The organism is Paenibacillus silviterrae (assembly GCF_030167925.1).
GTDB classification, from domain to species: domain Bacteria; phylum Bacillota; class Bacilli; order Paenibacillales; family NBRC-103111; genus Paenibacillus_G; species Paenibacillus_G silviterrae.
The window spans coordinates 4,628,838-4,649,700 of the sequence record NZ_JASKUT010000001.1 but is presented as its reverse complement, the minus strand read 5'-3'; the positions used below and the strand labels follow the sequence as shown (position 1 = coordinate 4,649,700).

Here is a 20,863-nt window from a genome sequence, read left to right as displayed (position 1 = left end):
CTTGTGGTGCTACGCTCCGCCCTCCGCCTTGGCGAACTGGGTCCGATACAGCCTCGCATAGAGGCCGTCCGCGGCCAGCAGCTCCTCATGGCGGCCGGACTCGGCGATCCGGCCTTCCTCCAGCACGACGATCCGGTCGGCCGACAGGATCGTCGACAGGCGGTGCGCGATAACGAGCGTCGTCCGTCCGCGCATGAGGCCGTCAAGTGCAGCCTGCACGTACGCCTCCGACTCCGAATCGAGATGGCTTGTCGCTTCATCCAGAATGAGGATGCGCGGATTCTTCAGGATCGCCCGGGCGATGGCAAGCCGCTGGCGCTCTCCCCCGGACATCCGGTGACCCCGCTCCCCTACCATGGTGTCATACCCCTGGGGAAGGGCAGAAATCGTGTCGTGGATATAGGCAAGCTTACATGCTTCTTCCAGCTCCGCATCGGAGGCATCCGGACGGGCAAACCGTAAATTGTCCCCGACGCTGGCATGAAACAGGAACGATTCCTGCGTGACAAAGGCGATCTGTGCACGAAGCGATGCCAGCATTACCTCCTTCACGTTGTAACCGTCGACCAATACGGCCCCGGACGTCGGATCATACAGCCGCGCCAGCAGGCCGATGAGCGTTGATTTGCCGGCTCCGCTCGGACCGACCAGAGCGACGACCTCGCCCGGCCTGGCCTCGAAGCTGACATCCTTCAGCGCGTCGTATCCTGAAGCATAAGCAAACCCGACGCCGCGGTATTCCACATGCCCTTTCACCAGCGGCAGTACCGCGGCATGCGGCGCGTCCGACACCTCCGGCTCCAAGTCCTCGTACTCGAACAAGCGCTGGAACACACCAAGGGCAGTGGCCACCTCCACATGAAGGTTAAGCAGCGTCCCGATCGGTCCATAGAGCCGCCCAAGGTAAGCGGAGAAGGCAACAATGCCGCCGATCGTCAACGCTCCGTCCATCACCTTCCAGCCGCCGTACAAATAGATCAAGGCCGTTCCCAGAGGACCAAGCACGTTCACAAACATCCCGAACCAGCGCCCGACCAGGTTAAGACGCAGCTCCAGATCCATCACCTGCTGGTTCAGTCTTGTGAATTCCTTCTGCTGCTCCGGCTCCCGCTGAAAAATTCGCGTCAGCAGCGCGCCCGACACCCCGAAGATTTCGCCCAGCTGGGCGGACATGGTGCCCCGGATCCGCTGCGTTTCCCCGCGCAGTCTCTTGCGCACCTCGCCCACCTTGTGAACCGGCAAAATAAATAGCGGCAGGATGAGCGTAGACAATACCGCCAGCTGCCAATCAAGGGCGAACAGGATGACCACGGTCGTAACCACGATCACCGCCTGCGTCACGGCGGATACGACCAGCGTGGTGACGACATTTTGCACCGCCTGTACATCGCCTGTCAGGCGCTGAATGATCTCGCCCGACTTCGCCTCCGTGAAGAAGCTCATGGACTGCCGCTGCAGATTGGCAAACAGCGACTGCCGCAGGTCTCTCATGACTCCCTGTCCGACCTTCGTATTCTCGTGATTTTGCCATACGCCGAGCAGTCCGCTCGCGAGCGGCAGCACGACCATCAGCCCAACCAGCCACAGCAGCTCCTGCATATTCCCCTCGGGAAGCGAGCTGTCGATAATTTCCCGCATCACAAGCGGGGGCAGCAGTCCGATGACCGCCCCGCTGAGCGCTAGCAGCAGAATACCTGCCAGTGGCAGGCGGTAGCCCTGAAACAGCCGGTAAATCCGGCGTAGCGATACATCCTTCAGCGTAGCCTTCCCACGGCCTTGCAGCCGATGAGAGCCCCCGCTCCAGCCTTCTCTCATAGGTCTTGTCCCCCTACCGGAAATACCTTCTGTACAGCCGAGACGATCTCGCGGGACATCCTCATCACCCGGTACAAGGAGGTGCTTTGCAGGATGGCATACTTTTGCCCTGTATCCACATTCACAATCGCTGCAATGGAGTAATCCCCCAAAGGCGGGAGCAGCTTCCCGAGTGACTTGCCCGGCTCAATCGGCTGGTTCGAAACCTGATAGCTCTCAAGCGATGCCTGCTGCCCCAAGCAAGCGTCAATTGCAATTACCGTGTAATCCTGCAAGGGCACCTGCTTGATCCGCTCCACCATGTTGCTCGCATCCAGCGGCGAAGCCAGAGTGCCAACTACATGACGGTACCCCGCTTCTTCCAGCAGCGTGCCGACGATCGGCCCGAGCGCATCGCCCGTGGACCGATCCGTTCCGATGCAAAGAAACAGCAGCCCGTCGGCCCCTGTACCTTGGGCAGCAACCGATTCCAAAAAGTGATGCAGCTCCTCCCCCCGCAGTCTTCTCCGAAACAAAGGCTGTGCCGAAGACTCCTTCATTCTCGCTGCCCCTTCCGTAATCTAACCCTATGTATCCATCTATTGTAACATGATCGTACCCGGCATCAAGACGGGCGTTTGGTAACGTCAAGAGCCTCATGATATAATGCGGTCAATCAAGCCTTGAGAAAGGAGCCTGCAACCGTCATGAGCACCTTCCTGTCGATTCTTGCCATTGTATCGCTTCTCTACTGGCTGGCCATGGCATGGGACACCCTCCGGGCCCGCCGTTACATTATTACTATGCCGAAGCAAGCGTCGGCGTCCGGGCTTCCCACACCGCTCGTCTCCGTCATTATCGCCGCCAAGGAGGAGGAAACCTCCATCACCGATACGGTCAAGCATTTGCTAGGCCAAACGTACCCGAGACTTGAAATCATCGCCGTCAACGACCGCTCGCAGGATGCGACGGGCACCAAGCTGGACGAGCTCCGGCGCTGGTCCGAAGGCAAGAGCGGACTCGGCATCCCGCTGCGGGTCATTCACATTACGAAGCTGCCGGACGGCTGGCTCGGCAAAAACCATGCTCTATACCAGGGCTATTTGGAATCGCGGGGCAATCTTCTGCTGTTTACCGATGCGGATATTCTCTTCGAGCCGCATGCCGTTGAGGATGCCGTGCGCTTCCTGCAGCAGGAGCATGCCGACCATCTGGCGCTGCTCCCCAGGATGATAGCCAAAAGCCTGCAGCTAAGGGCGTTCGTGCAATACTTTTTCTTCTCGTTCCATATGGGCATTCGGCCCTGGCAGGCAAACAACGATTTTACCGATCGAGGCGGCATGGGCATCGGCGCCTTCAATATGATTACGCGGGAGGCCTATGAGAAGATCGGCACGCACCGCGCCATCGCCCTTCGGCCGGACGACGATCTGCAGCTGGGCCGGCTGGTGAAGCGGTACCGGCTGCGCCAGCGGCTCGCCGCGGCGACGGAGCATCTGGCCGTCGAGTGGTATCCGCATCTGCATGCGGCGGTCCGGGGCCTCGAGAAGAATTTGTTCTCCGGCTTCGGCTACCGCACCTGGCTGGCTGTGGCTGCCCTGCTCGGCCAGCTTGCCTTCTTCACGGCACCATGGCTTGGCTTGCTGCTGCTCCCTCAGCCCGCCGGATGGTTGTATTTGGTCAGCATCGCCCTAATGGCCGTCTGCTATCTCACGCTTATGCCTTCGACCTCCGACTTCCGGGTATGGGAGTTAATCGCCATTCCGGCAACGTCGCTCTTCTTCTGCTACGTCTTGGCCCGTTCGGTCTATCTAACACTGCGCCAGGGCGGCATTTATTGGCGCGGCACCTTCTACTCTCTCAAGGAATTAAAGCGCATGCGGGGATCATCTTCATAAAACATTAACACTGTTGGAAAGCGCCTTGTTGTACAATGGACTTAGCAATACCAAAGTTCCATTGCAAGTCCCATAAATCCCCTGTCAAGGACACGTTCAGCGTGTCCTCTTTTTTATCCGCGGGCTTCGTCCAAGCCCTCCTTTCCAATCGTCCGGTTGCGGCCTTGCTTCTTGGCTTCGTAGAGCGCTTCATCCGCCTGCTGGTACAGCTCTTTGAAGGTGCTGCTGGCTCTTTTCGTTCCGGCGATTCCGATGCTCACGGTAATATGGATCGGCTCCTGCAGCCCTTCGGGCCGGATCGCCTGTCCTTCAACCGCCTTTCTGATAGTCTCCGCAACCGGATAGGCGCTCTCCGGCTCATAACCCGGCAGCACCACCGCGAACTCTTCTCCCCCCATACGCCCTACCAGCCCCTTGTCCTGCGCCTCCCGTTTAAGCACAAGGGCAAACTGCTCCAGCACCTGATCTCCAACGTGATGCCCATAGGTATCGTTGATGCTTTTAAAGTAATCGATATCCAGAAGCATTAGTGCCAAGGCCGCTGTTTCCGGCTCCATGTCCGACAGAGCTTCCTCCGTCATTTCCATAACGTGCTGCCGATTGTACACCTGCGTAAGTCCGTCCATTGTCGCCCGCTTCAGCAGATCCGACTCATAGTGATGACGATCCGTAATGTCCGCAAAAAGCAGGAGGGTGCCCGCGCTGATTCCCTCCTCCATTATGGGCAGCAGGCTTACCGAATAATGGCGCTGCCTGATCTGAAGCCGAATCGCCGCCTGCTCCCCTAGTTTATATAAGCTCAGCAATTCAGGGTAGTTCGACAAGCTCTCTTCCAGCTTCTCTCCGTGGACCCGGTTCAGCTCCCCCTCTGCCAGCTCCCACCATATGCGAAGTCCCGCAGGGTTGACATCCGCGATCAATCCATGCGGATCGACCACCAAGATGCCGTCCTGGATCACCTCGAACACCTTCTCTTTGGCAAGAGGGCGAACCCGCAGCAATTTATATTGAAACAAGGCGTAGAAGAGCAGAATGCCCATTGGAATCGTAGAAAGAGATACACTTATCTGCACATCGCTGATATAAGATAGCAGTGTGAACACATATGGGAATAAGAGGGCGACCATCACCAGCAAGTGCTGGTTCCGGTAAAATCGCGATACCTTACGCAAATGAAGAAGCATTACCGCTAGGGTCAATAAGCCGATGATCCGCGCGGTCACCAGAAAGAAAATACTCAAGCTCGTAGATTGGACCCGAATCCGCTCGGTTTGGCCGAAAGGCTCCAGCGTAACGTTCACCCGCATCAGATGGTGATAGGAATCCGTAAAAATAAGAATCAAATAGACGACGGCCGGGATCGTAATCAGCTTGAGAATCGTGTCCCTTTTGGTTCGTTTCATTCCTGTCAGGTCGAGAACTAAACCGAGACAAGCAATCGGAGAGAGAAGGAGCGGAATCTGCTGCAAATTGCGCCAAAACAGCTTCGTCTCGAAGGAGGCTGACGTCAGCTCCATGATGCCGGCGAAGGCGTTGAAGGCAAGCAGAAGCGTCATCCCAACGAAATACGCTCCTCCGGGACGCTTCCGGTACCGCAAAGCATAGAGCCCCAGCAGGGCGAACACAATGAAGTTAATCAGCGTTGAATAAGGAAAGGAATACTGCAGCATGCATCTCACCGCCCCAGGTAATATTTGACATAAAAAAAGCACAGGCTCCGACATCCGTCATGGCTGTCGGCTACTGTGCTTATGCGTAGCTTACCGTATTTGCTTCGGCTGCTCGGTACCGAGCGACACCATTTCGATGCTCTGCATCGAATTTTCCATTTGCTGCTTGATTTGCACCAGCTCCTGCAAGCCTTCGTTATCCTGCGCCTCGATCTGGCTGTGCGCCTGCTCCAGGTTGCGCTTCGCCGTCTCCAGCTGGGCAATCGCGGATTGCAGCTGCTGCGGGTTCGAGTCCAGCTGTGCGTGGCGTACTGCCATTTCTGCATCCGTAGCGACCTGAATCGCTTTTTCCGCATTATCGATTACGTGCCGTAAAGGCATTTGATGCTGTTTCACGTCTGTCATCTTCGGCATCTCCCTTATCTTCTCATGGAATGGATTTCAAAGGTTAAGATGTGCGAAACGGGGGAATTTCATTCCCCGTTATGCCTTGACGCGTACATAATCAACGAATTCGTAATCGTAAGGATTGTCTTCGTTCTTCACGCCCTTCTCGCGCAGGACGGCCTTCCATTCGGCCGGGTCGACCTCCGGAAACCAGGTGTCTGCGGGGAAGCGGTGCGCTATCTCCGTAACGTACATTTTATCCGCATGCGGCATTAACAAAGCGAATACCTCCGTACCGCCAATGACGAACAGCTCCTCTTCTTCCGCGCCGCCATAACGCGCTACTACCTCGTCGATGGAGTGAATGACCTCGCAGCCTTCGGCCTGGAACGACTTGTCGCGGGTCAATACCACATTGCGCCGCTTCGGTAGAGGCTTGCGGCCGATGGAGTCAAAGGTTTTGCGGCCCATCAGGATCGTGTGCTGCAGCGTCAGCTTCTTGAACCGGGCCAAATCGGCAGGCAGGCGCCAAGGCAGCTTATTGTCCACCCCAATCCCGCGGTTCTCGTCCATAGCGAATATATAGGAAATCATTGTCCGAATCCGTCCTCTCAGCTCTGCCGCTGCCTAAATCGCAATCGGCGCCTTAATCCCTTTATGATACTGATATCCGATAAACTCAAAGTCCTCGAATTGGTAGTCGAAAATGGACTCCGGCTTCCGCTTGATCTCGAGCCTCGGAAGCGGATACGGCTCACGGGTCAGCTGCCGGTTCACCTGCTCCAGGTGGTTGGAGTAAATATGAACGTCTCCCCCCGTCCAGATCAGGTCGCCGACCTCCAGATCGCACTGGTGCGCCACCATATGCGTCAGCAGCGCATAAGAGGCCAAGTTGAACGGCAGCCCTAAGAACGTATCTACCGACCGCATCTGGAACATGCAGCTCAGCTTGCCGTTCGCCACATAGAATTGAAAAGCGTAATGACACGGCGGCAGCGCCATACCGTCCACCTCTGCAGGGTTCCAGGCACTCACCAGATGTCGGCGGGAATCCGGATTGCTTCTGATCTGGCGAATCACGCTGTCGATCTGATCGACGGTCTGGCCGTTCGGCCCAAGCCAGGTGCGCCACTGCGCTCCGTACACTCTTCCGAGGTTCCCCTCTTCGTCGGCCCACTCATCCCAGATCGTAACATCGTTGTCCTGTAAATATTTAATATTCGTACTTCCGCTCAAAAACCATAACAGCTCATGAACGATCGATTTAATATGCAGTCTCTTGGTGGTCAGCAGCGGAAACCCTTCGGAAAGGTCGATTCGCAGCTGCCTGCCGAATACCGAAACCGTACCGGTGCCGGTGCGGTCCCCTTTTTGCACGCCGTGCTCTAAAATGTCCTTCAATAAATCCAAATATGCTTTCATGGGTCACCTCATGGTCGAAATTCTATCTCTACTCTTTCGACACCCGGCGCCAAAACTCCTGCCCGGATAGACTAGCTTACCTTCAGATAGGCCACAAGCCGCTGAATCGTCGTACCCTGCACCAGCAGCGAGAAGATGACATTGGCGAAGGTCATCGCCAGCAGCAGCTCCCTGCCTTCAAAATCCGGCGTGACACTTAGCATGAGCGCAATCGACAGCGAGCCCTTGAGCCCGCCCCAAGCAATGATCGGCTTCCATGTCTTCGGAACCTCCCGATCAAACACCAGGCTGGCATACACGGCGATGATTCTTGCCGCCAGAACGATGGCGATGCTCATCAAGATCGTTCCCCATTTGTCGCCGAATTCGATATTCGCTACCTCTAATCCAACCATTAGGAAGATTAAGGCATTGGCGATAAAAGCAATCGTTTCCCAAAAGGAATCCATTTTCTCGTGCGTCAAATCCGACATCCCGATATTTCTGCCGTAGGTTCCCAGCAGCAGCCCGGCAAACACAACGGAGATGACTCCCGACAGATGGAATGCTTCCGATAATTCGAAAGCGCCGTAGAACAAAATAATGGACAGGCCGATCTCTACCAGATAGTTGTCGATACGGGAAGTGATTCTCGAAACGAGCCAGCCGGCAGCGGCACCGATTGCAATTCCGCCGCAGATGACCTTCACGAACTCGAAGGAGCCCTGCAGCGCGCTCGTCAAACTTAATACGGTCGTCACGATAGCGATTTTGAACAGTACTACGGCCACACCGTCGTTCGCAAGGCTTTCTCCTTCCACGATAATCGACAGCTTCTTATTCAGACCCATCGATTTAAAAATACTCAACACCGACACCGGGTCGGTTGCCGCCATCAGCGCACCGAAAATCAGCGATTGCTGCAACGTCAACCCAAGCACGCTATAGGATAGCCCTGAGATAAGGACGAAGGTCAGCAGCGTGCCCAGCAGGGCGAGCAGCAGGATGGGACTTTTGTTTTCCTTCACCTCATGAAACGGCAGCTTTAACGCGGCATCCCCGATCAAAGCCGATAAAAATATAAGAATGACAGCGGTTCGAAACACTTCATCGGAAACGACATATTGCTTCAATTCGTCCAAGGCAGGGATGGGTATCAGCCCCAGCAGCAACCCTCCTACGACCAGCAGGGTCGGGTACGGCTGCTTGATTTTATCGGCCAAATACGCAATCCCCACCGCAATCGCAAGCAAAATAAGCCAGTGAGTAAACAAAACAATCTCCTCCTTAAACTAAGTAAAAAAAAAAGAGAAGCCCCTTGGTGACAGGCTCCTCCGATAAATTCTTGTTTCCTTATATTGTCATTTAAATAACCGAAGGTTATTGTACCACATGGTTTCATCAGCGTCCATATCGTTTCTATGTGCCGCACATGCTCTGAAGCTTATTCATTTCCCTGTCAATCAATTGTTTATCGAACTCATGCATTACCTTCTTGTCAATATGATGGGTTATGTACTCGCCAAACTTTACTACCGTTTGCTTCCCCTCGCTTGGCAGCTTTTCGGCAACCCGAATGAGCGCCTCGATCAGGGCATGCGAAACGGATACATCATGGGCGCCGTAATGCCGAAGCTGATAGTAAGTTTTATACAGAAGTTCTTCAAAAGAATAAAATGGGATTTCCATGCGCGGCTCACCTGTCCGGTCTTTTATTATCCAGTGACTCCCCTTCCAGTCTCCAAGCCTCTTAATAATGAGACTCAGCTCGCGTATGCAGTAGATGGCTGTATTAGGGTCGTTAATACCCGGAGAAATGGCACGGAGTCCGGTTTCAATGATCTTTTCCATAACATAAACCAAGTCCTGCTGATTCGTTCGATCCGGTCCCAATGTAACGTTCTTGAGCAGCGTCGGCTCAATTCCGGCGGAATCTTGGCTCCCCCAAACCTCAAATAACAACGAGCCCTTCTCGACGTATTGCCCTACTTTCGGCGCCAATTTCAAGTAAAGGCCCTTCTGCACGGCCAAATCAACCATTGGGCGGATTTGAACATTACGGACATAGCCTTCCTGCTTGGCATATATGTAAAGTGGACTCTCGGCTCCGGCCTCGCGAGATTTCTCCAAGCTGCCAAGCTGCCGGATTTCTTGAATGATTTGGTCCGCATGGTCGGTAATGATGTGTATCAAATAATTGACTTGAATAAATTTGGATACAAAGTGAAAGAAGATCACAAAGAAAATCAAACAAACCACAGCAAAAAAGACACCGATCGCAGCATCAGGCACCATGTCTTCTTTGGAGACTCGTTTCAAATTGAGCAGCGACGCTACAGAGTAGGTAAATCCGGCAAAGAAGATTCCTTGCGCATGAGCCATAATTTTGCTCTTAATGAAATTCGGAAGCGTTCTCGGGGAGTACTGTGAAGCATAGGTGGAGAGCACAACCATCATTACGGAAAAGGTGATCGTTGTCATTGTCAGCAGCGACGTAGCAATCGCCGTCAATACCGAGTCCGCCAGCTCCGCGCGGGTCAAGAAGACGGATGGGATCATCCGCTCCAGGCTTCCTTGCCCTGGTCGATCGAGATTATCAATAAGAAAAGCCAATAGTAAGGCGAACAAGATATACAATAAAGGGATGAGCCAAAACGAAACGTTTTTTTTGGGAAAAGGTAGGTTCATCGCGCTGCCTCCATGCGAATGTTTTCTACTGCCGATTGGGCATCGCCCCTGTCCGTTCGTCACCGCCGGGTATATCCAGCTTGGCATAACCATGAGGGACGAAATCCTTAATCAGCTCCTTCAGCATCCGCTCCTCCGAAGGGTCACAGCGCAGCAGGATGAGAATCTCGCTCCCTCCCCGGCTCTTCTTCCCGTGCTTCTTGGACTTTCGTTGAGCGATGGATACCACCCCCAAAGTCCCCAGCGTCCCCCCGACCAGCCCGAATAATCCCCAAAGCACGGGTCCCAAATACAACACATATCCATAAATAACCCCGAGCAGCATCGTTGCCGTACCGATAGCCAAGGGGATATCCAGAATGTTACTGCCCCCTGTCGACGTAGCGGAAATTCGATTAACACGCCATTCATCCTGGTTCAGAGGGAGTACCATTATATTTTGTCGAGTAACTCCTGCCTCCTCCATCCGATTCAACAAAAGCTCCACCTCAAAGGAATGGTGAAAGGTAGACACCAGATACATGACTTAAAACCCGCTCCTTACCTATGTTATATAGGCATTCGAAATTCCCGGTGCTGGTAGTTCTTGCGTAGAAACTCGGCCTGATTCATTCGATACAAATGGTTAAAATGCTTCGCACTATCATAGGATTCGTACATACCGTATACGTACAAGGAAGGCATGAACAGAAGCCATTCCGGGTTCAGCACCGCCTTTGCTCCGGTGAAATCACCGATCATGGTCATATGAACCGCCTCTGGGAAATGGGAATAATAACAGGTTAATACCCAAAAAACGATGATGAAGACACCCGAAATTAACCGCTGCAAGTAAATGTGGCCCAATCCCGGCATGAAGCTGGAATACAGCAGGGCAAGCCAAGGCTTGTAAACCCGGAGATAGTTGATGCCATGAGCTTTTATGACCATCGGAGGCTGCAAATCAAACTGATGACCGCACAGCTGGGCCAGCTTATTCATATCCAAGGTTTTCATGTAGCTGTCCCACAGGGTAAAAACATAAACAGCCACGTAGAGAATAATCCAGCTTTGGTGAAGCACCTGCTTGGCCAAGGTAAAATCGCCGATCATGGAATAATAAATCGCATAATTCAATTTGCCGTTGTAGTTGTTGAAAAATTCCCATACCACCAGCACGAAGCCCTGTCCGTATTTTCCCAGAATCATGTGGCCATAGCCCGGAATAGCTGCCGACCACCACATCACGATGAAAGGATTGCGTACACTGAGATGATTCAGCGTAAATACGGAAAGATGCATTTTGGGGTAGCGGATCGGTTTCCCTTGCTGCTGCTCCACTTTTCTTCTCCTCCTTTGAGAAATGCGAAGACCCCTCGATGGTATTGTTTCTGCCGCCCCTTTTTTCTATACAAAGGTTTCCAGTTATTTTTTTGTGAAGGCGATTCCACGATTTTGCTGGCCGGAAAGTAAAGTAACCCCAGACGGTCCCTACACTTACTGAAGTGTCGGACATCTGGGGTTTATGTCATTTAAAAGGGCTCCGTCTGATCCGGGAGGTACCTGATCAGGTCCTCTTTCATAGGCGCCTTGTGCTCCCCTTCATGAGCAATCAGGGAGAGCTCTTCTACCCAGCCAAAGGACCAGTGCCGCTTCGGCACATCCGGCCAGTGCTGCACGACCTCTGCAGCGCCATCCTGCAGAGCGCCGCGGTAATAAATGAGGCTGAGCCACTTGGCGGCAACGTCCCGGGTTACCGGCAGCTCCAGAGCGGCAGCGTCGTCGCCAGAGCCCTCCATCAATCGCAGCGCTTTGGCCGTAGCTGCCGCTTCGCTCGCCCAATGCCCTTCCGCATCAAGGAAGCCTGGCAGCGGGAAGGCTTGCACACCGCGTACTTTTAAGATCAGCGCGACGAATTCCGCTCGGGAAATCGGCTGCTCGGGCCGAAAACGGCCTTGATTGCCGGTCATGTAGCCTGCTGCCGTAACCTTGCGGATATACTCCGCAGACCAGTGATCAGCGGTAACGTCGCTGTAAGTCACGGTGGTCGATTCGCCCGTCAGATTCGAGAGGCGTGCGATGACGGCAGCCGTTTCGGCGCGGGTCAAGGAGGCGGCCGGGTGGAATCCGCCGTCGGGATACCCGTTAAATACCGGCTGGTGCAGCTCCGTGCCCAGGACCACGCGGACCGGGGGCAGCTCCATCCCAAGGTCGGCATCTACCCCGCCGGCACAGGCCATATCGAAGGAGCTGCCCTCCTTCGCATCGGCCTTCACTTTTAAGTTAAAGTGAAGGACATCCGCTCCTTTCGCCTTGATGTCCTTCAGATTCCACTGGAGGGTCCGACTTGCGACATCCCAGTTTGCACCCGATGCCGCTTCCACCTCGAGACCCTCCGGCACCTTCACCTTAAGCCACGCCTTGGACATGCTTTGATTATCCACGTTGTGATATAAAATGTGATACCCGATCGTTCCACCCTTGCCGACGGACTTCTGGTCAGCCGTGCATTGCACATTCAGCTTGGCCCCCTGACCGGGTGCTGCGCTTGCTCCCCCCGGCATGAGAACTAGCAGCATAGCTGCACCTGCTATGAACTTGCTCAGCCTGTTCCCTCTCATCGGATCAACCTCCTCTGGTTCGTTAGCCGCACGAAGCGTTTCCATGCATATCGTCCTTTGGCACTAGTGATTACCCGGTATGGGAATATATTGAAACAACCGAGACAAGCCTCTTGAAAAATAAAGAAGGTCCGTTATAATGAGGGCTATTATGCTAAGGAAGGCAGGCGTGAAAGATATGAAGTATAAAATGCTCGCAATTGATATTGACGATACCCTCATTAATGATGAAAAGCAGATTTTGCCCGGCACGAAGCAAGCGCTCGCGGAGGCAATCGCGAAGGGCGTCACCGTTACTTTGGCCACAGGGCGCATGTATGCATCGGCTAAACAGCTGGCCGCGCAGCTAGGGCTGAATGTGCCGCTGATCACCTATCAGGGCTCGCTGGTCAAAAATCTCTTCGACGAGAAGGTGCTTTACGAAAGGACTGTGCCTTTGGAAGCGGCTAGGTATATTTATGATTATTGCGAGCGGAACGGACTGCATCTGCAGGCTTATCATGACGATATATTGTATGTAAAGGAAGATAACCACAAGGCCCGGGACTATGCGGCATTATCTAAAATTCCTTATACCGTATACCCTAACTTCGAAGAATTGATCGGAAAGCCCTCTACCAAGCTGCTGATGATTGATGACCCGGCCAGATTGGATGAGGTCGCAGCCGAGCTTCGCGCCGCGCTGAACGGTCAAGTGCATATCACGAAGTCGAAGCCGCATTTTCTCGAGGTGGTTCATAGCGAGGGGACCAAAGGGCATGCGCTGGACTACTTGGCCGGCATGTTCGGCTACGATCTGTCCGAGGTTATCGCCATCGGCGACAGCTGGAACGACCGGGAAATGCTGGAGGTCGCCGGACTTGGCGTCGCCATGGGCAACGCCGTGGATTCCCTCAAGGAGATCGCCGATTACGTTACATTCAGCAATAACGACGACGGCGTGAAGCATGTGGTGGAGAAGTTCGTACTCCAGACCGTATAAACGCTGCTGGACATCGTAACTTTTACCCGCCGCCTGCGTCAGATACCATTAGAAATTACTGGGGAAAGAAGGACACCTCGTGGCTGAGTACATCGATAATATCCTGCTTATTATTAAAGAGCGCTATTTAACGCAAATCATCATCTTCCTTCTCGTATGTGCCGTTTCGCTGTTCCTGGTCAAGCGGAAATATCCGGCGTATATGTTTCTTGCGGAGTTCCTTCTCATGGCCATCGCCTTTGCCGGCGGCATGTATGCTCTCTGGGATATCGTGACGTCGGATACGCGAATCAAGACACCTGGAGCCGCTGGGTAATTCCGGAAAATTCTCCTCTGCGGACAATCACGAATGGGCAAACGCCGCATATAGTGATGGTGTAATGGGCTCTTGCCAATATGGCCCGTAAGAGGAGAGATTAACGATGAATCCATATGTGTATCCAGCTGATAGCTATCGTTCTTTATTCCCGGGTTTTCCTGGCACAGGAGGTTTCCCCGGCGGTGGTCCCGGTGGCTTCCCGGGCGGTGGCCCCGGCGGCTTCCCGGGCGGCGGTCCCGGCGGCTTCCCGGGCGGTGGCCCCGGCTTCCCACCACCGGCTCCAGGCGGTCCTGGAGGTCCTCCGCCGGCGCCCCAAGGAGGAGCGCCGCAATCCCCGCCTCCGGCTTTCACCCCGCAGCTGGCGCCGTCGGTTATGGCTGTCGATCCTGGGAGTATCCGCCGCTGCTTATACCGGTATGTTTACATCTTGCAGGATAACGGCGAGCAGTATTGGGTGTACTTAACCTTCGTAGGCCGCCGTTCGCTTGCCGGTTACCGCTGGTACGGCTTTGGCCCCTACGGGTACTGGGTGTACTTCGGCCTGGATCTGCACCGCGTCAATCAATTTTATTGTTACGGCTAATATAAAAATCCCCCGGTCCATGTTACTTTGGTCCGGGGGATTTTTATATTAAAATTCGAAGCATAAGTAGCTCAGCGTACCAAAATCATAGCTGCGGTGCAGCACCTTCGGCTTACGGGACGGATCCCCGCTCCCGAGAGCTATGAACAGCGGGACGAAATGCTCCTCGCGGGGCACGGCCAAGCGGGCATGCGGCGCCAGCTCCTCCCAGCGGTACAGCTCCTCCAGCTTGCGTTCTTCGACATGCCGGATGATCCAATCATCGAACTCTACGGCCCAAGCTTCCGGGTTGGAGTCACGCGGGCGGTCCCAGCGAAGCGCCCTTAGATTGTGAACGGTCACACCGCTGCCGATGACCAGCACATCCTCTTCCCCGATGCCCTGCAGCGCCTCTCCGATGCGATACTGCTCGCTTGGAGGCAGGAACGGATGTACGGAAATTTGCACTACCGGTATGTCCGCCTTCGGAAACAGTCGGCGAAGCAGCGTCCACGAGCCGTGATCCAGGCCGCGGGAGGTATCGGTTCGCACCTCGATGCCTTTTTGCTCGAACCGCTTCTTCACCTGTGACGCCAGCACCACCGAACCTCGCGCCTCATACTTGACAGCATATAGCTCCGGCGGAAACCCGCCGAAATCATAGATCGTCTCATAGACGCTATCCATAGAGGAAACCGTGAGTACAGGACTCTCCCAGTGGGCGGTAAAAATAACAATCGCCTTTGGTTTCAAACCGGCGCCCAGCTTCTCCAAATACCGGGTGTATGCCGTATCCTCCAATGCAATCATAGGCGAACCATGAGCTAAAAACAGGGATGGCATCATCTTGTACATCTCCTTATTTTTAAGTTGCTTACTTTTTGTAAGTCAAATATAACACGCAGCATTACTTCCGTCAATCTCATGCAGCGCTATTCCCCTTAGTGTAACCGGCACCCTTCCTACCCAAACAGAAAAAACCGGCCAGTGGCCGGTTAACTTAAAAGCTTTGAGCGGCAGCTTTCTGCAAAAATGCAACTTTTTCCGTAATTTTCCCTCAAAATGGAATGGATTTCTGCAAATATACAACATTTCGAGACAACTTGCCCATTTCCAGCCATTGTGGGCTCTGAAAGATGCGTATTATCACAAATCAAGTACTGAACTTGATTTGTGGTCAAAATTTCTGCACTTTCGCAGCTTTCTCAAACCCTGACTTTACAAAAAACGGGCATTTCCATGTCTCTTCCCTCTGATCAGATCAGATCAGTCCGTCAGCTGTCCTCTTCCATTCAGCAGGGCTCTCCTCTTCGCAAAGCGCCAGGTTGGCTCCGAGCAGACGGAAGCCCTCCATCACATCCTCGTAGCCACGCTCGATATGCTCGACTCCCGTGATGCGGGTTACGCCTTCGGCAGCAAGCCCCGCAAGGATGAGCGATGTCCCGGCCCGAACGTCGGTGGCATGCACCCATGCTCCCTGCAGCGGACGGCCGCCGCGAATATAGGCGCTTTCCTTGCGCAGCTCAATGTCCGCTCCCATCCGGTTCAACTGCTGCACATGGTTGAAGCGGTGCGGGTACACCGTCTCCGTTATGATGCTCTTACCGGGCGCCATAGTGAGCAGCGAGGTCATCGGCTGCTGCAGGTCGGTCGCGAAGCCCGGATACATCGCCGTACGAATGCGGGTCGCCTTCAGCTTGCCCGTGCCGTGCGCGGTCATGCTCGATTCGTCACTCTCGATCTCGAGACCGACCTCCCGCAGCTTCGCCGTACACGATTCGAGATGCTCCCGAATGACATCCTTCAGCGTAATCGTGCCTCCCGTTAGGCCTGCGGCCATCAAGAAGGCGCCGGCGACAAGCCGATCCGGAATCACGGCATAGGATGTGCCCCCGAGATAAGGCACGCCCTCAATGCGAATCCGGTCCGTGCCCGCCCCATAGATCTGGGCTCCCAGTTGGTTCAGGAAGTTGGCCGTATCGACTACCTCGGGATCCGTAGCCGCATTGTACAGCATCGTTCGGCCCTTCGCCCGGGCGGCGGCCAGCAAGCTGTTGATCGTCGCCCCTGAAGTAATCGTATCAAAGTAAATATCGGCCCCGCGGAGCTCCTTCGCCTCTACGACGTAATAATCCTCATACATGCGGAAGTCCGCGCCGAGCGCACGGAACGCCTTCATATGCTGATCGATCGGCCGCGAATTGAAATTATCCCCTCCGGGGAAGCCGATGGTCACCTTGCCGAATTTGGCCAGCAGCGCCCCGGCAAAATAATAAGACGCCCGGTAGGAGGAGGCTTTGCCCGGGTCGATCGTCGTACTGTAAATATAACGCGGGTCTATGACAATATCTCCAGTATCCGTCCTTGTCATCTTAAGTCCGATATCCTTGCCGATCTGCCGAATGACCTTCACATCATAAATATACGGTATGCCCTCCAGCGTAACCACCGTATCCGCCAAACAGGAGGCGGCCAGCAGCGCCAGAGAGCTGTTCTTCGAGCCGGGAATGCGAATCGTCCCCTGCAGCGGTCCCGAGGGCTCGACTTGTATGTATCTCATCGAAAAGTTCCCACTTTCGTTATGGACATGGTTACCTATTGGCCGGACCTTGACCCTCGTTCCATTCCAGCACGTAGCCGTTACCCCGGACCGCGCTGATCATGAAGGTATCCTTGCCGTATTTTTTGCGGATACGGTACACCAGTGCGTTGAGCTCATCCACACTGACATCGGGCGCGCCGTCCACACCTGTCGTTCGTTCGGGCCATACCCGCTGCTTGATCTCATCGAGCGTGACCAGCTTGTTCGCGTGGTCGTACAAGGTCTTAATGAGCAAATATTCCTTCTCGGACATCGAAATCCGCTTACCCTCTACAATGACATCCCGCTTCTCCCAGTCCAGCTCCAGCGGAGGCACGAGGGCGTCCATCTGCATCGTGTGGGTCAAAGGCTCCAGCTCGAGAGTCTGGTCGGCGAATAAATAAGAAAAATGAAGAACGGCCATCCCCTTGGCCAGCTTGATGATGTCGAACGACTTAAGCGGGTAGGGCTTATTGGGCTCAATGCGTACGCCGTTCAGCTCCGTACCGTGTCTGCTGTTCAGGTCATACAGCACGGCTTGCTCACCTTCCCTGCGCACAATCATATGCTTTCGGGAGACAAAGGCGTTGGAGAAGCCGACATCGGGTGCATATTGCTTCGAGGAACGGCCCACGACCGCGTCCTCCGTCGATAGTTGTATACAAGTGCCGGGCTTATAAGGCTCTCCCCGGATCACATAAAGACAAGCGTAAGTATCCAGTTGATTTCCCTCCGGCTTTCGTGTCATAGGTACAGTCTTATTTTACATGAATCCGTGGCGGGAGAGAATACCGGCAAAATGATAACTTCCTCACAAACCGGTAATGAGCCGAGAGCGTGCGAAACCGTTACTACAAGCAAGAACCGCTCTTCCCCGTTACCCGGGTGAGCGGTTCTTTATATTTTACAGCTGGATCGGCTCGTTCCCCGGCCCTCTTACCTCAGCCTGCAGATCGCCGGGCAAAACAACCGTTACATTCATGTCAGGATAGTAGGCTCTTATCCCTCGTTCCCTCGGGAGCGACTTGATAAGAACGTACAGCGTCTCCCCGACCTGCTTCACCTCGTAGACGGCATCCCGGGAAAGAGGACTCCCGTTGTCTCCTGCCTTAAGCATCTGCCCATAGGTGCCGAACACATGGACAGTGCGTTCCGGCGAGCGGTCTACCTTCGGCGGACGGCCTGTCGTTTGGACGATGACCTTCTTCACTTCGGACGGGAGTGCCTCCTGAAGCACCGGAAGCGAGGAGGTCGTCTCTACCTGCTGCAGCATCCCTCTTACTTCCCCGACTACGCCCAAGCTGGTGAGGAAGGTGAAGGCCAGGCAGCCGCTGAACAGCACCCCAACGAAGAGCATGCTTAGAAAATCATAATGGACCCGCTGCTCTTCCTTCCTCTGGAAGAACAAGTACAGCAGCACCTCCAGCCCAAGCAGAATCAAAAGGACCGGCCACCAGGCCACGAAAGTATCGAACGCCGCCAGCCCTTGAAATTGCGAGCCCAGCAGCGCTGCGCCAAGACCTACCAGCGTAACTCCCATAGACAGCGTACCTACACGCCAAGTTCTCATTTGGGCCCCTCCTTCTTCCCCTTGCTCCCTGCAAGAAGGCGAATGCCTCCGCCAATAAAGAGCAGGGATACGACCACCGTCTGAAAATACCGCTCGATCCGATAAGTGATGCGCGCGTCCGGAAACATTTGCTCCAGAATGCCAAGGATCACCTGGTCAAACAAGTAATAAGCGCCGAGCGCGAGCAGACCGAAGCCTACCCAGCGCTGATGATGAATGAGCCAGTCTACGATCGGCACGTCCTGCACGTCTCCCTTGCCATGCTTCGAAATATGCTGGAGGCCGTCAAAGAAGCTGTAGAACCATAGGATCGGAATAAGAAACAAGAAAATCGACAGACGAAGCACATCCATGATGTAAATGCTGAACAAAAAAGCCGCCATCAGCTGCAAGCCGCGCTTTTGAAAGCCCAGGTACATATGGCCCGCGCCCGGGAACATGCAGAGCAGGGTCGCAAGAAGCTTGTTCCTTTTCCCTGCCTCGCGGTTATCCTGAAAATCCTCGAAAACCGAGCGATCCGCAAGCTCCTCTCCCCGTTCCTTACGATTGAGCTGCTGAATGACATCGAACATGGAATAAATCCAGAAAACAGGTAAAATGCCGAGGAAGGCGAGAAACTCATCCTGTTTCGTCCACGCGGTGATGAAGATGATCATCATCCCGAATCCGATAAACGAGATCAATAGAGATAGTCCTCGCTGCATCAATCCAAGCTGAAGATGGCCCAGCCCCGGGATAAAGGAAAGCGCAATCGTAAAGCCGCGATCCTGATCGCGCCTCTGATGCTCCCCCGCCCCGGGAGCCGCCTGGGCACTCCGGCTTACCGTCCGCGCCATGTCGATCAAATTGATCAGCGCAATTACGACGGAGAACAGCGGCAGGATAAGCAGCTCATCGGCGCCTCGCCCATTCCGCAGCAGGAGAGCAAGGAACAGCAAGCCTAAAGGCCCGAAAAAGCCGCAGCCGTAGAGCAGCCCCCTCCCGAGCTTCCCCAAATACAGGAAGCCAAGCCCGGGAATAAAAGAAAGCAGAAAAGCAACCATCGGATGTTTGGGTGTGACTGTCGGGTTCATCGCTTACCCCCTCTTTCTGTTTTTGATTGAATGGAATCCAGGACGAGCACCGTCTTATCCAGCAGCCGGCTGGAGAAGGACTGCTGGGCGGCATACTCGTTATCGTACAATGAAGCCCTGGCAACCGCATGCTGTCCGGTACTGCCCAGCAGAGCTTGAAAAATGCCCGTGCTCACAAGCAGCAGCGTGATGGCAGCAGCAACCGCGTAGTGAAAGATCGGGTGACTCCACAGCCTTGAACGGTGCGGCTCGGACGGTATAAGGACCGGCGGCAGCTGCTGCAGCACCCGCTCGGTCAGTTCGGCCGGATCCGCCAGCTGAGGCATCGCCTCCGACACTGCACCAAGACAATCCATATACAGAATCAAGCATTCGTCACACTGGGCAAGATGCAAGTCACAGTGCTCCCGCTGCTCTTCGGTCATTCGGCCGCCTGCATAGTCGAGCCATTGTTCTCTTGTCGGGTGTGGCATTCTAGTGGTCCTCCTCCTTCCATGTTCTGCGCATGTACTGCTTGGCCCGGTACAGCTTGGATTCTACGGTTTTGAGCGCCAGCTTCTGCTCCAATGCAATTTGCTGATAGCTTTTTTCCTCAATATAAAATGCGACCACAACATCCCGGTAAGCCTCGGGCAGCTGCCGGATCGAGCTTCGCACCTGCTCACGCTGCTCCCTGCTTAATACGTGCTTCTCGACCGCGCTCGTCGGCACAGTCGCCGGCGCGTCCAGCAGCATTTCAACGTCGTCCGTCAGCTCCTCGCGTTTGCGCTGCCTTGAACGCTTAAAGTCGATCGCTTTGTTTACCGCTATACGAGTAATCCAAGTCTTGAACCCTTGCTGCTGATACTGAGGGAGGGCAGAGTGCATTTTGAGCAGCACCTCCTGCGTCACATCCTCGGCATCCTTCGGCGATTGAAGCACGCCATATACAACTTGATACAGGTAAGGTCCGTATTGCAGGGCCAGATGCCTGAACGCCTCCCGGTCCCCGGACGCTGCCTGCGCGATCCTTTGCTCCTCTGTGATGACTCTCCCCCTCCTCTCCAGGTATATAGACGACATGTACGAAGGGAATCACTGCAGCTTAGCAAAAAAAATGTGCCTTAAGCATCATCATCTTACACAGAAAACGTAATCTTTGCTGCTTTGTCACCAAAATAAATGCTAGATTTCGACAAAAGTCGTGGTATACTCAAGGTATAACTCGAATTATGTCGAATGACTGACTTCTAACTGAATGAAAAAGGCAAACCCGACGAAAGGCGGGGACGCAAAGCTACGGGCCTAAAGCGAGTGACGCCAAGGCAGCCGGGCTGCCATTGGGGAGAGCTTTGTACG

At 54.4% G+C, this 20,863-nt stretch carries 22 protein-coding genes and 1 riboswitch; of the genes, 4 read left to right on the top strand and 18 right to left on the bottom strand.

Annotated features, from left to right (window positions below):
- Positions 1-9: 9 nt before the first annotated feature.
- The gene (locus QMO62_RS21540) at positions 10-1,815 is read right to left on the bottom strand and encodes an ABC transporter ATP-binding protein (protein WP_284644153.1); all 1,806 of its coding nucleotides are present in this window, start codon (positions 1,813-1,815) and stop codon (positions 10-12) included.
- Positions 1,812-2,354, bottom strand: coding sequence for a spore protease YyaC (yyaC, locus tag QMO62_RS21535; RefSeq protein ID WP_284644151.1), 543 nt, complete (start codon positions 2,352-2,354; stop codon positions 1,812-1,814). The genes QMO62_RS21540 and yyaC overlap by 4 nt, the downstream gene beginning before the upstream one ends.
- A 147-nt stretch (positions 2,355-2,501) precedes the next feature.
- On the opposite strand from yyaC, the gene QMO62_RS21530 reads away from it, so the two are divergent.
- On the top strand, positions 2,502-3,692 hold the full coding sequence (locus QMO62_RS21530; protein ID WP_284644149.1) for a glycosyltransferase family 2 protein: 1,191 nt from the start codon (positions 2,502-2,504) through the stop codon (positions 3,690-3,692).
- Positions 3,693-3,805: 113 nt separating this feature from the next.
- Here the strand turns inward: QMO62_RS21530 and QMO62_RS21525 are convergent, their stop codons facing one another.
- From QMO62_RS21525 to QMO62_RS21485, 9 genes are all read right to left on the bottom strand, one after another.
- Positions 3,806-5,362: a histidine kinase N-terminal 7TM domain-containing diguanylate cyclase gene (locus tag QMO62_RS21525; RefSeq protein ID WP_284644146.1), complete on the bottom strand. Its 1,557-nt coding sequence runs from the start codon at positions 5,360-5,362 to the stop codon at positions 3,806-3,808.
- Positions 5,363-5,452: 90 nt separating this feature from the next.
- Positions 5,453-5,767: a hypothetical protein gene (locus QMO62_RS21520; protein WP_284644144.1), complete on the bottom strand. Its 315-nt coding sequence runs from the start codon at positions 5,765-5,767 to the stop codon at positions 5,453-5,455.
- 78 nt (positions 5,768-5,845) lie between these two features.
- Positions 5,846-6,343 carry a dihydrofolate reductase gene (locus QMO62_RS21515; protein WP_284644142.1) on the bottom strand — a complete coding sequence of 166 codons (498 nt, stop codon included), beginning with the start codon at positions 6,341-6,343 and terminating at the stop codon, positions 5,846-5,848.
- A gap of 33 nt (positions 6,344-6,376) precedes the next feature.
- A complete protein-coding gene (gene thyA, locus QMO62_RS21510; protein WP_284644140.1) occupies positions 6,377-7,171 on the bottom strand; it encodes a thymidylate synthase in 795 nt (264 codons plus the stop codon).
- Positions 7,172-7,242: 71 nt separating this feature from the next.
- Positions 7,243-8,424 (bottom strand): cation:proton antiporter, encoded by a 1,182-nt coding sequence (locus QMO62_RS21505; RefSeq protein WP_284644138.1) that lies wholly within the window; start codon positions 8,422-8,424, stop codon positions 7,243-7,245.
- 145 nt (positions 8,425-8,569) lie between these two features.
- The gene (locus QMO62_RS21500; RefSeq protein WP_284644136.1) at positions 8,570-9,838 is read right to left on the bottom strand and encodes a DUF2254 domain-containing protein; all 1,269 of its coding nucleotides are present in this window, start codon (positions 9,836-9,838) and stop codon (positions 8,570-8,572) included.
- A 25-nt stretch (positions 9,839-9,863) separates the two neighbouring features.
- The gene (locus QMO62_RS21495) at positions 9,864-10,361 is read right to left on the bottom strand and encodes a hypothetical protein (RefSeq protein WP_284644134.1); all 498 of its coding nucleotides are present in this window, start codon (positions 10,359-10,361) and stop codon (positions 9,864-9,866) included.
- A gap of 26 nt (positions 10,362-10,387) precedes the next feature.
- Entirely contained in the window at positions 10,388-11,158 is a 771-nt protein-coding gene (locus tag QMO62_RS21490) for a hypothetical protein (RefSeq protein WP_284644132.1), read from the bottom strand.
- Between the two features lie 191 nt (positions 11,159-11,349).
- Positions 11,350-12,438, bottom strand: a complete 1,089-nt coding sequence (locus tag QMO62_RS21485; protein ID WP_284644130.1) for an S-layer homology domain-containing protein — start codon at positions 12,436-12,438, stop codon at positions 11,350-11,352.
- Positions 12,439-12,577: 139 nt separating this feature from the next.
- On the opposite strand from QMO62_RS21485, the gene QMO62_RS21480 reads away from it, so the two are divergent.
- The 3 genes from QMO62_RS21480 to QMO62_RS21470 all read left to right on the top strand — a co-directional run bounded on the left by QMO62_RS21480 (position 12,578) and on the right by QMO62_RS21470 (position 14,322).
- Positions 12,578-13,420, top strand: coding sequence for a Cof-type HAD-IIB family hydrolase (locus QMO62_RS21480; RefSeq protein ID WP_284644128.1), 843 nt, complete (start codon positions 12,578-12,580; stop codon positions 13,418-13,420).
- Between the two features lie 79 nt (positions 13,421-13,499).
- Positions 13,500-13,736 (top strand): hypothetical protein, encoded by a 237-nt coding sequence (locus QMO62_RS21475; protein ID WP_284644126.1) that lies wholly within the window; start codon positions 13,500-13,502, stop codon positions 13,734-13,736.
- A gap of 106 nt (positions 13,737-13,842) precedes the next feature.
- Positions 13,843-14,322, top strand: coding sequence for a hypothetical protein (locus QMO62_RS21470; RefSeq protein ID WP_284644124.1), 480 nt, complete (start codon positions 13,843-13,845; stop codon positions 14,320-14,322).
- A gap of 48 nt (positions 14,323-14,370) precedes the next feature.
- Here QMO62_RS21470 and QMO62_RS21465 read toward each other — a convergent pair whose 3' ends face one another.
- The 7 genes from QMO62_RS21465 to QMO62_RS21435 all read right to left on the bottom strand — a co-directional run bounded on the left by QMO62_RS21465 (position 14,371) and on the right by QMO62_RS21435 (position 20,587).
- On the bottom strand, positions 14,371-15,147 hold the full coding sequence (locus QMO62_RS21465) for a dioxygenase family protein (RefSeq protein ID WP_284644122.1): 777 nt from the start codon (positions 15,145-15,147) through the stop codon (positions 14,371-14,373).
- A 415-nt stretch (positions 15,148-15,562) separates the two neighbouring features.
- Positions 15,563-16,861 carry a UDP-N-acetylglucosamine 1-carboxyvinyltransferase gene (gene murA, locus QMO62_RS21460; RefSeq protein WP_284644121.1) on the bottom strand — a complete coding sequence of 433 codons (1,299 nt, stop codon included), beginning with the start codon at positions 16,859-16,861 and terminating at the stop codon, positions 15,563-15,565.
- Positions 16,862-16,892: 31 nt separating this feature from the next.
- Positions 16,893-17,630 (bottom strand): FHA domain-containing protein, encoded by a 738-nt coding sequence (locus QMO62_RS21455; RefSeq protein WP_284644118.1) that lies wholly within the window; start codon positions 17,628-17,630, stop codon positions 16,893-16,895.
- A gap of 156 nt (positions 17,631-17,786) precedes the next feature.
- Positions 17,787-18,452, bottom strand: coding sequence for a LiaF transmembrane domain-containing protein (locus QMO62_RS21450; protein ID WP_284644117.1), 666 nt, complete (start codon positions 18,450-18,452; stop codon positions 17,787-17,789).
- The gene (locus QMO62_RS21445; protein WP_284644115.1) at positions 18,449-19,525 is read right to left on the bottom strand and encodes a hypothetical protein; all 1,077 of its coding nucleotides are present in this window, start codon (positions 19,523-19,525) and stop codon (positions 18,449-18,451) included. Before QMO62_RS21445 ends, QMO62_RS21450 begins: the two co-directional genes overlap by 4 nt.
- A complete protein-coding gene (locus QMO62_RS21440; protein ID WP_284644112.1) occupies positions 19,522-19,998 on the bottom strand; it encodes an anti-sigma factor family protein in 477 nt (158 codons plus the stop codon). Before QMO62_RS21440 ends, QMO62_RS21445 begins: the two co-directional genes overlap by 4 nt.
- 1 nt (position 19,999) lies before the next feature.
- A complete protein-coding gene (locus tag QMO62_RS21435; RefSeq protein ID WP_284644110.1) occupies positions 20,000-20,587 on the bottom strand; it encodes an RNA polymerase sigma factor in 588 nt (195 codons plus the stop codon).
- Between the two features lie 173 nt (positions 20,588-20,760).
- Positions 20,761-20,846: riboswitch (cyclic di-GMP riboswitch) on the top strand.
- Positions 20,847-20,863: the final 17 nt, after the last annotated feature.

Coding starts and splice junctions, on each gene's coding strand:
- QMO62_RS21445 (WP_284644115.1), bottom strand. CDS start 19,525: ATGAACCCGACAGTCACACCCAAACATCCGATGGTTGCTTTTCTGCTT.
- QMO62_RS21540 (WP_284644153.1), bottom strand. CDS start 1,815: ATGAGAGAAGGCTGGAGCGGGGGCTCTCATCGGCTGCAAGGCCGTGGG.
- yyaC (WP_284644151.1), bottom strand. CDS start 2,354: ATGAAGGAGTCTTCGGCACAGCCTTTGTTTCGGAGAAGACTGCGGGGG.
- QMO62_RS21480 (WP_284644128.1), top strand. CDS start 12,578: ATGAGGGCTATTATGCTAAGGAAGGCAGGCGTGAAAGATATGAAGTAT.
- murA (WP_284644121.1), bottom strand. CDS start 16,861: ATGAGATACATACAAGTCGAGCCCTCGGGACCGCTGCAGGGGACGATT.
- QMO62_RS21450 (WP_284644117.1), bottom strand. CDS start 18,452: ATGAGAACTTGGCGTGTAGGTACGCTGTCTATGGGAGTTACGCTGGTA.
- QMO62_RS21465 (WP_284644122.1), bottom strand. CDS start 15,147: ATGATGCCATCCCTGTTTTTAGCTCATGGTTCGCCTATGATTGCATTG.
- QMO62_RS21525 (WP_284644146.1), bottom strand. CDS start 5,362: ATGCTGCAGTATTCCTTTCCTTATTCAACGCTGATTAACTTCATTGTG.
- QMO62_RS21435 (WP_284644110.1), bottom strand. CDS start 20,587: ATGTCGTCTATATACCTGGAGAGGAGGGGGAGAGTCATCACAGAGGAG.
- QMO62_RS21495 (WP_284644134.1), bottom strand. CDS start 10,361: ATGTATCTGGTGTCTACCTTTCACCATTCCTTTGAGGTGGAGCTTTTG.
- QMO62_RS21455 (WP_284644118.1), bottom strand. CDS start 17,630: ATGACACGAAAGCCGGAGGGAAATCAACTGGATACTTACGCTTGTCTT.
- QMO62_RS21515 (WP_284644142.1), bottom strand. CDS start 6,343: ATGATTTCCTATATATTCGCTATGGACGAGAACCGCGGGATTGGGGTG.
- QMO62_RS21530 (WP_284644149.1), top strand. CDS start 2,502: ATGAGCACCTTCCTGTCGATTCTTGCCATTGTATCGCTTCTCTACTGG.
- thyA (WP_284644140.1), bottom strand. CDS start 7,171: ATGAAAGCATATTTGGATTTATTGAAGGACATTTTAGAGCACGGCGTG.
- QMO62_RS21440 (WP_284644112.1), bottom strand. CDS start 19,998: ATGCCACACCCGACAAGAGAACAATGGCTCGACTATGCAGGCGGCCGA.
- QMO62_RS21520 (WP_284644144.1), bottom strand. CDS start 5,767: ATGACAGACGTGAAACAGCATCAAATGCCTTTACGGCACGTAATCGAT.
- QMO62_RS21500 (WP_284644136.1), bottom strand. CDS start 9,838: ATGAACCTACCTTTTCCCAAAAAAAACGTTTCGTTTTGGCTCATCCCT.
- QMO62_RS21470 (WP_284644124.1), top strand. CDS start 13,843: ATGAATCCATATGTGTATCCAGCTGATAGCTATCGTTCTTTATTCCCG.
- QMO62_RS21485 (WP_284644130.1), bottom strand. CDS start 12,438: ATGAGAGGGAACAGGCTGAGCAAGTTCATAGCAGGTGCAGCTATGCTG.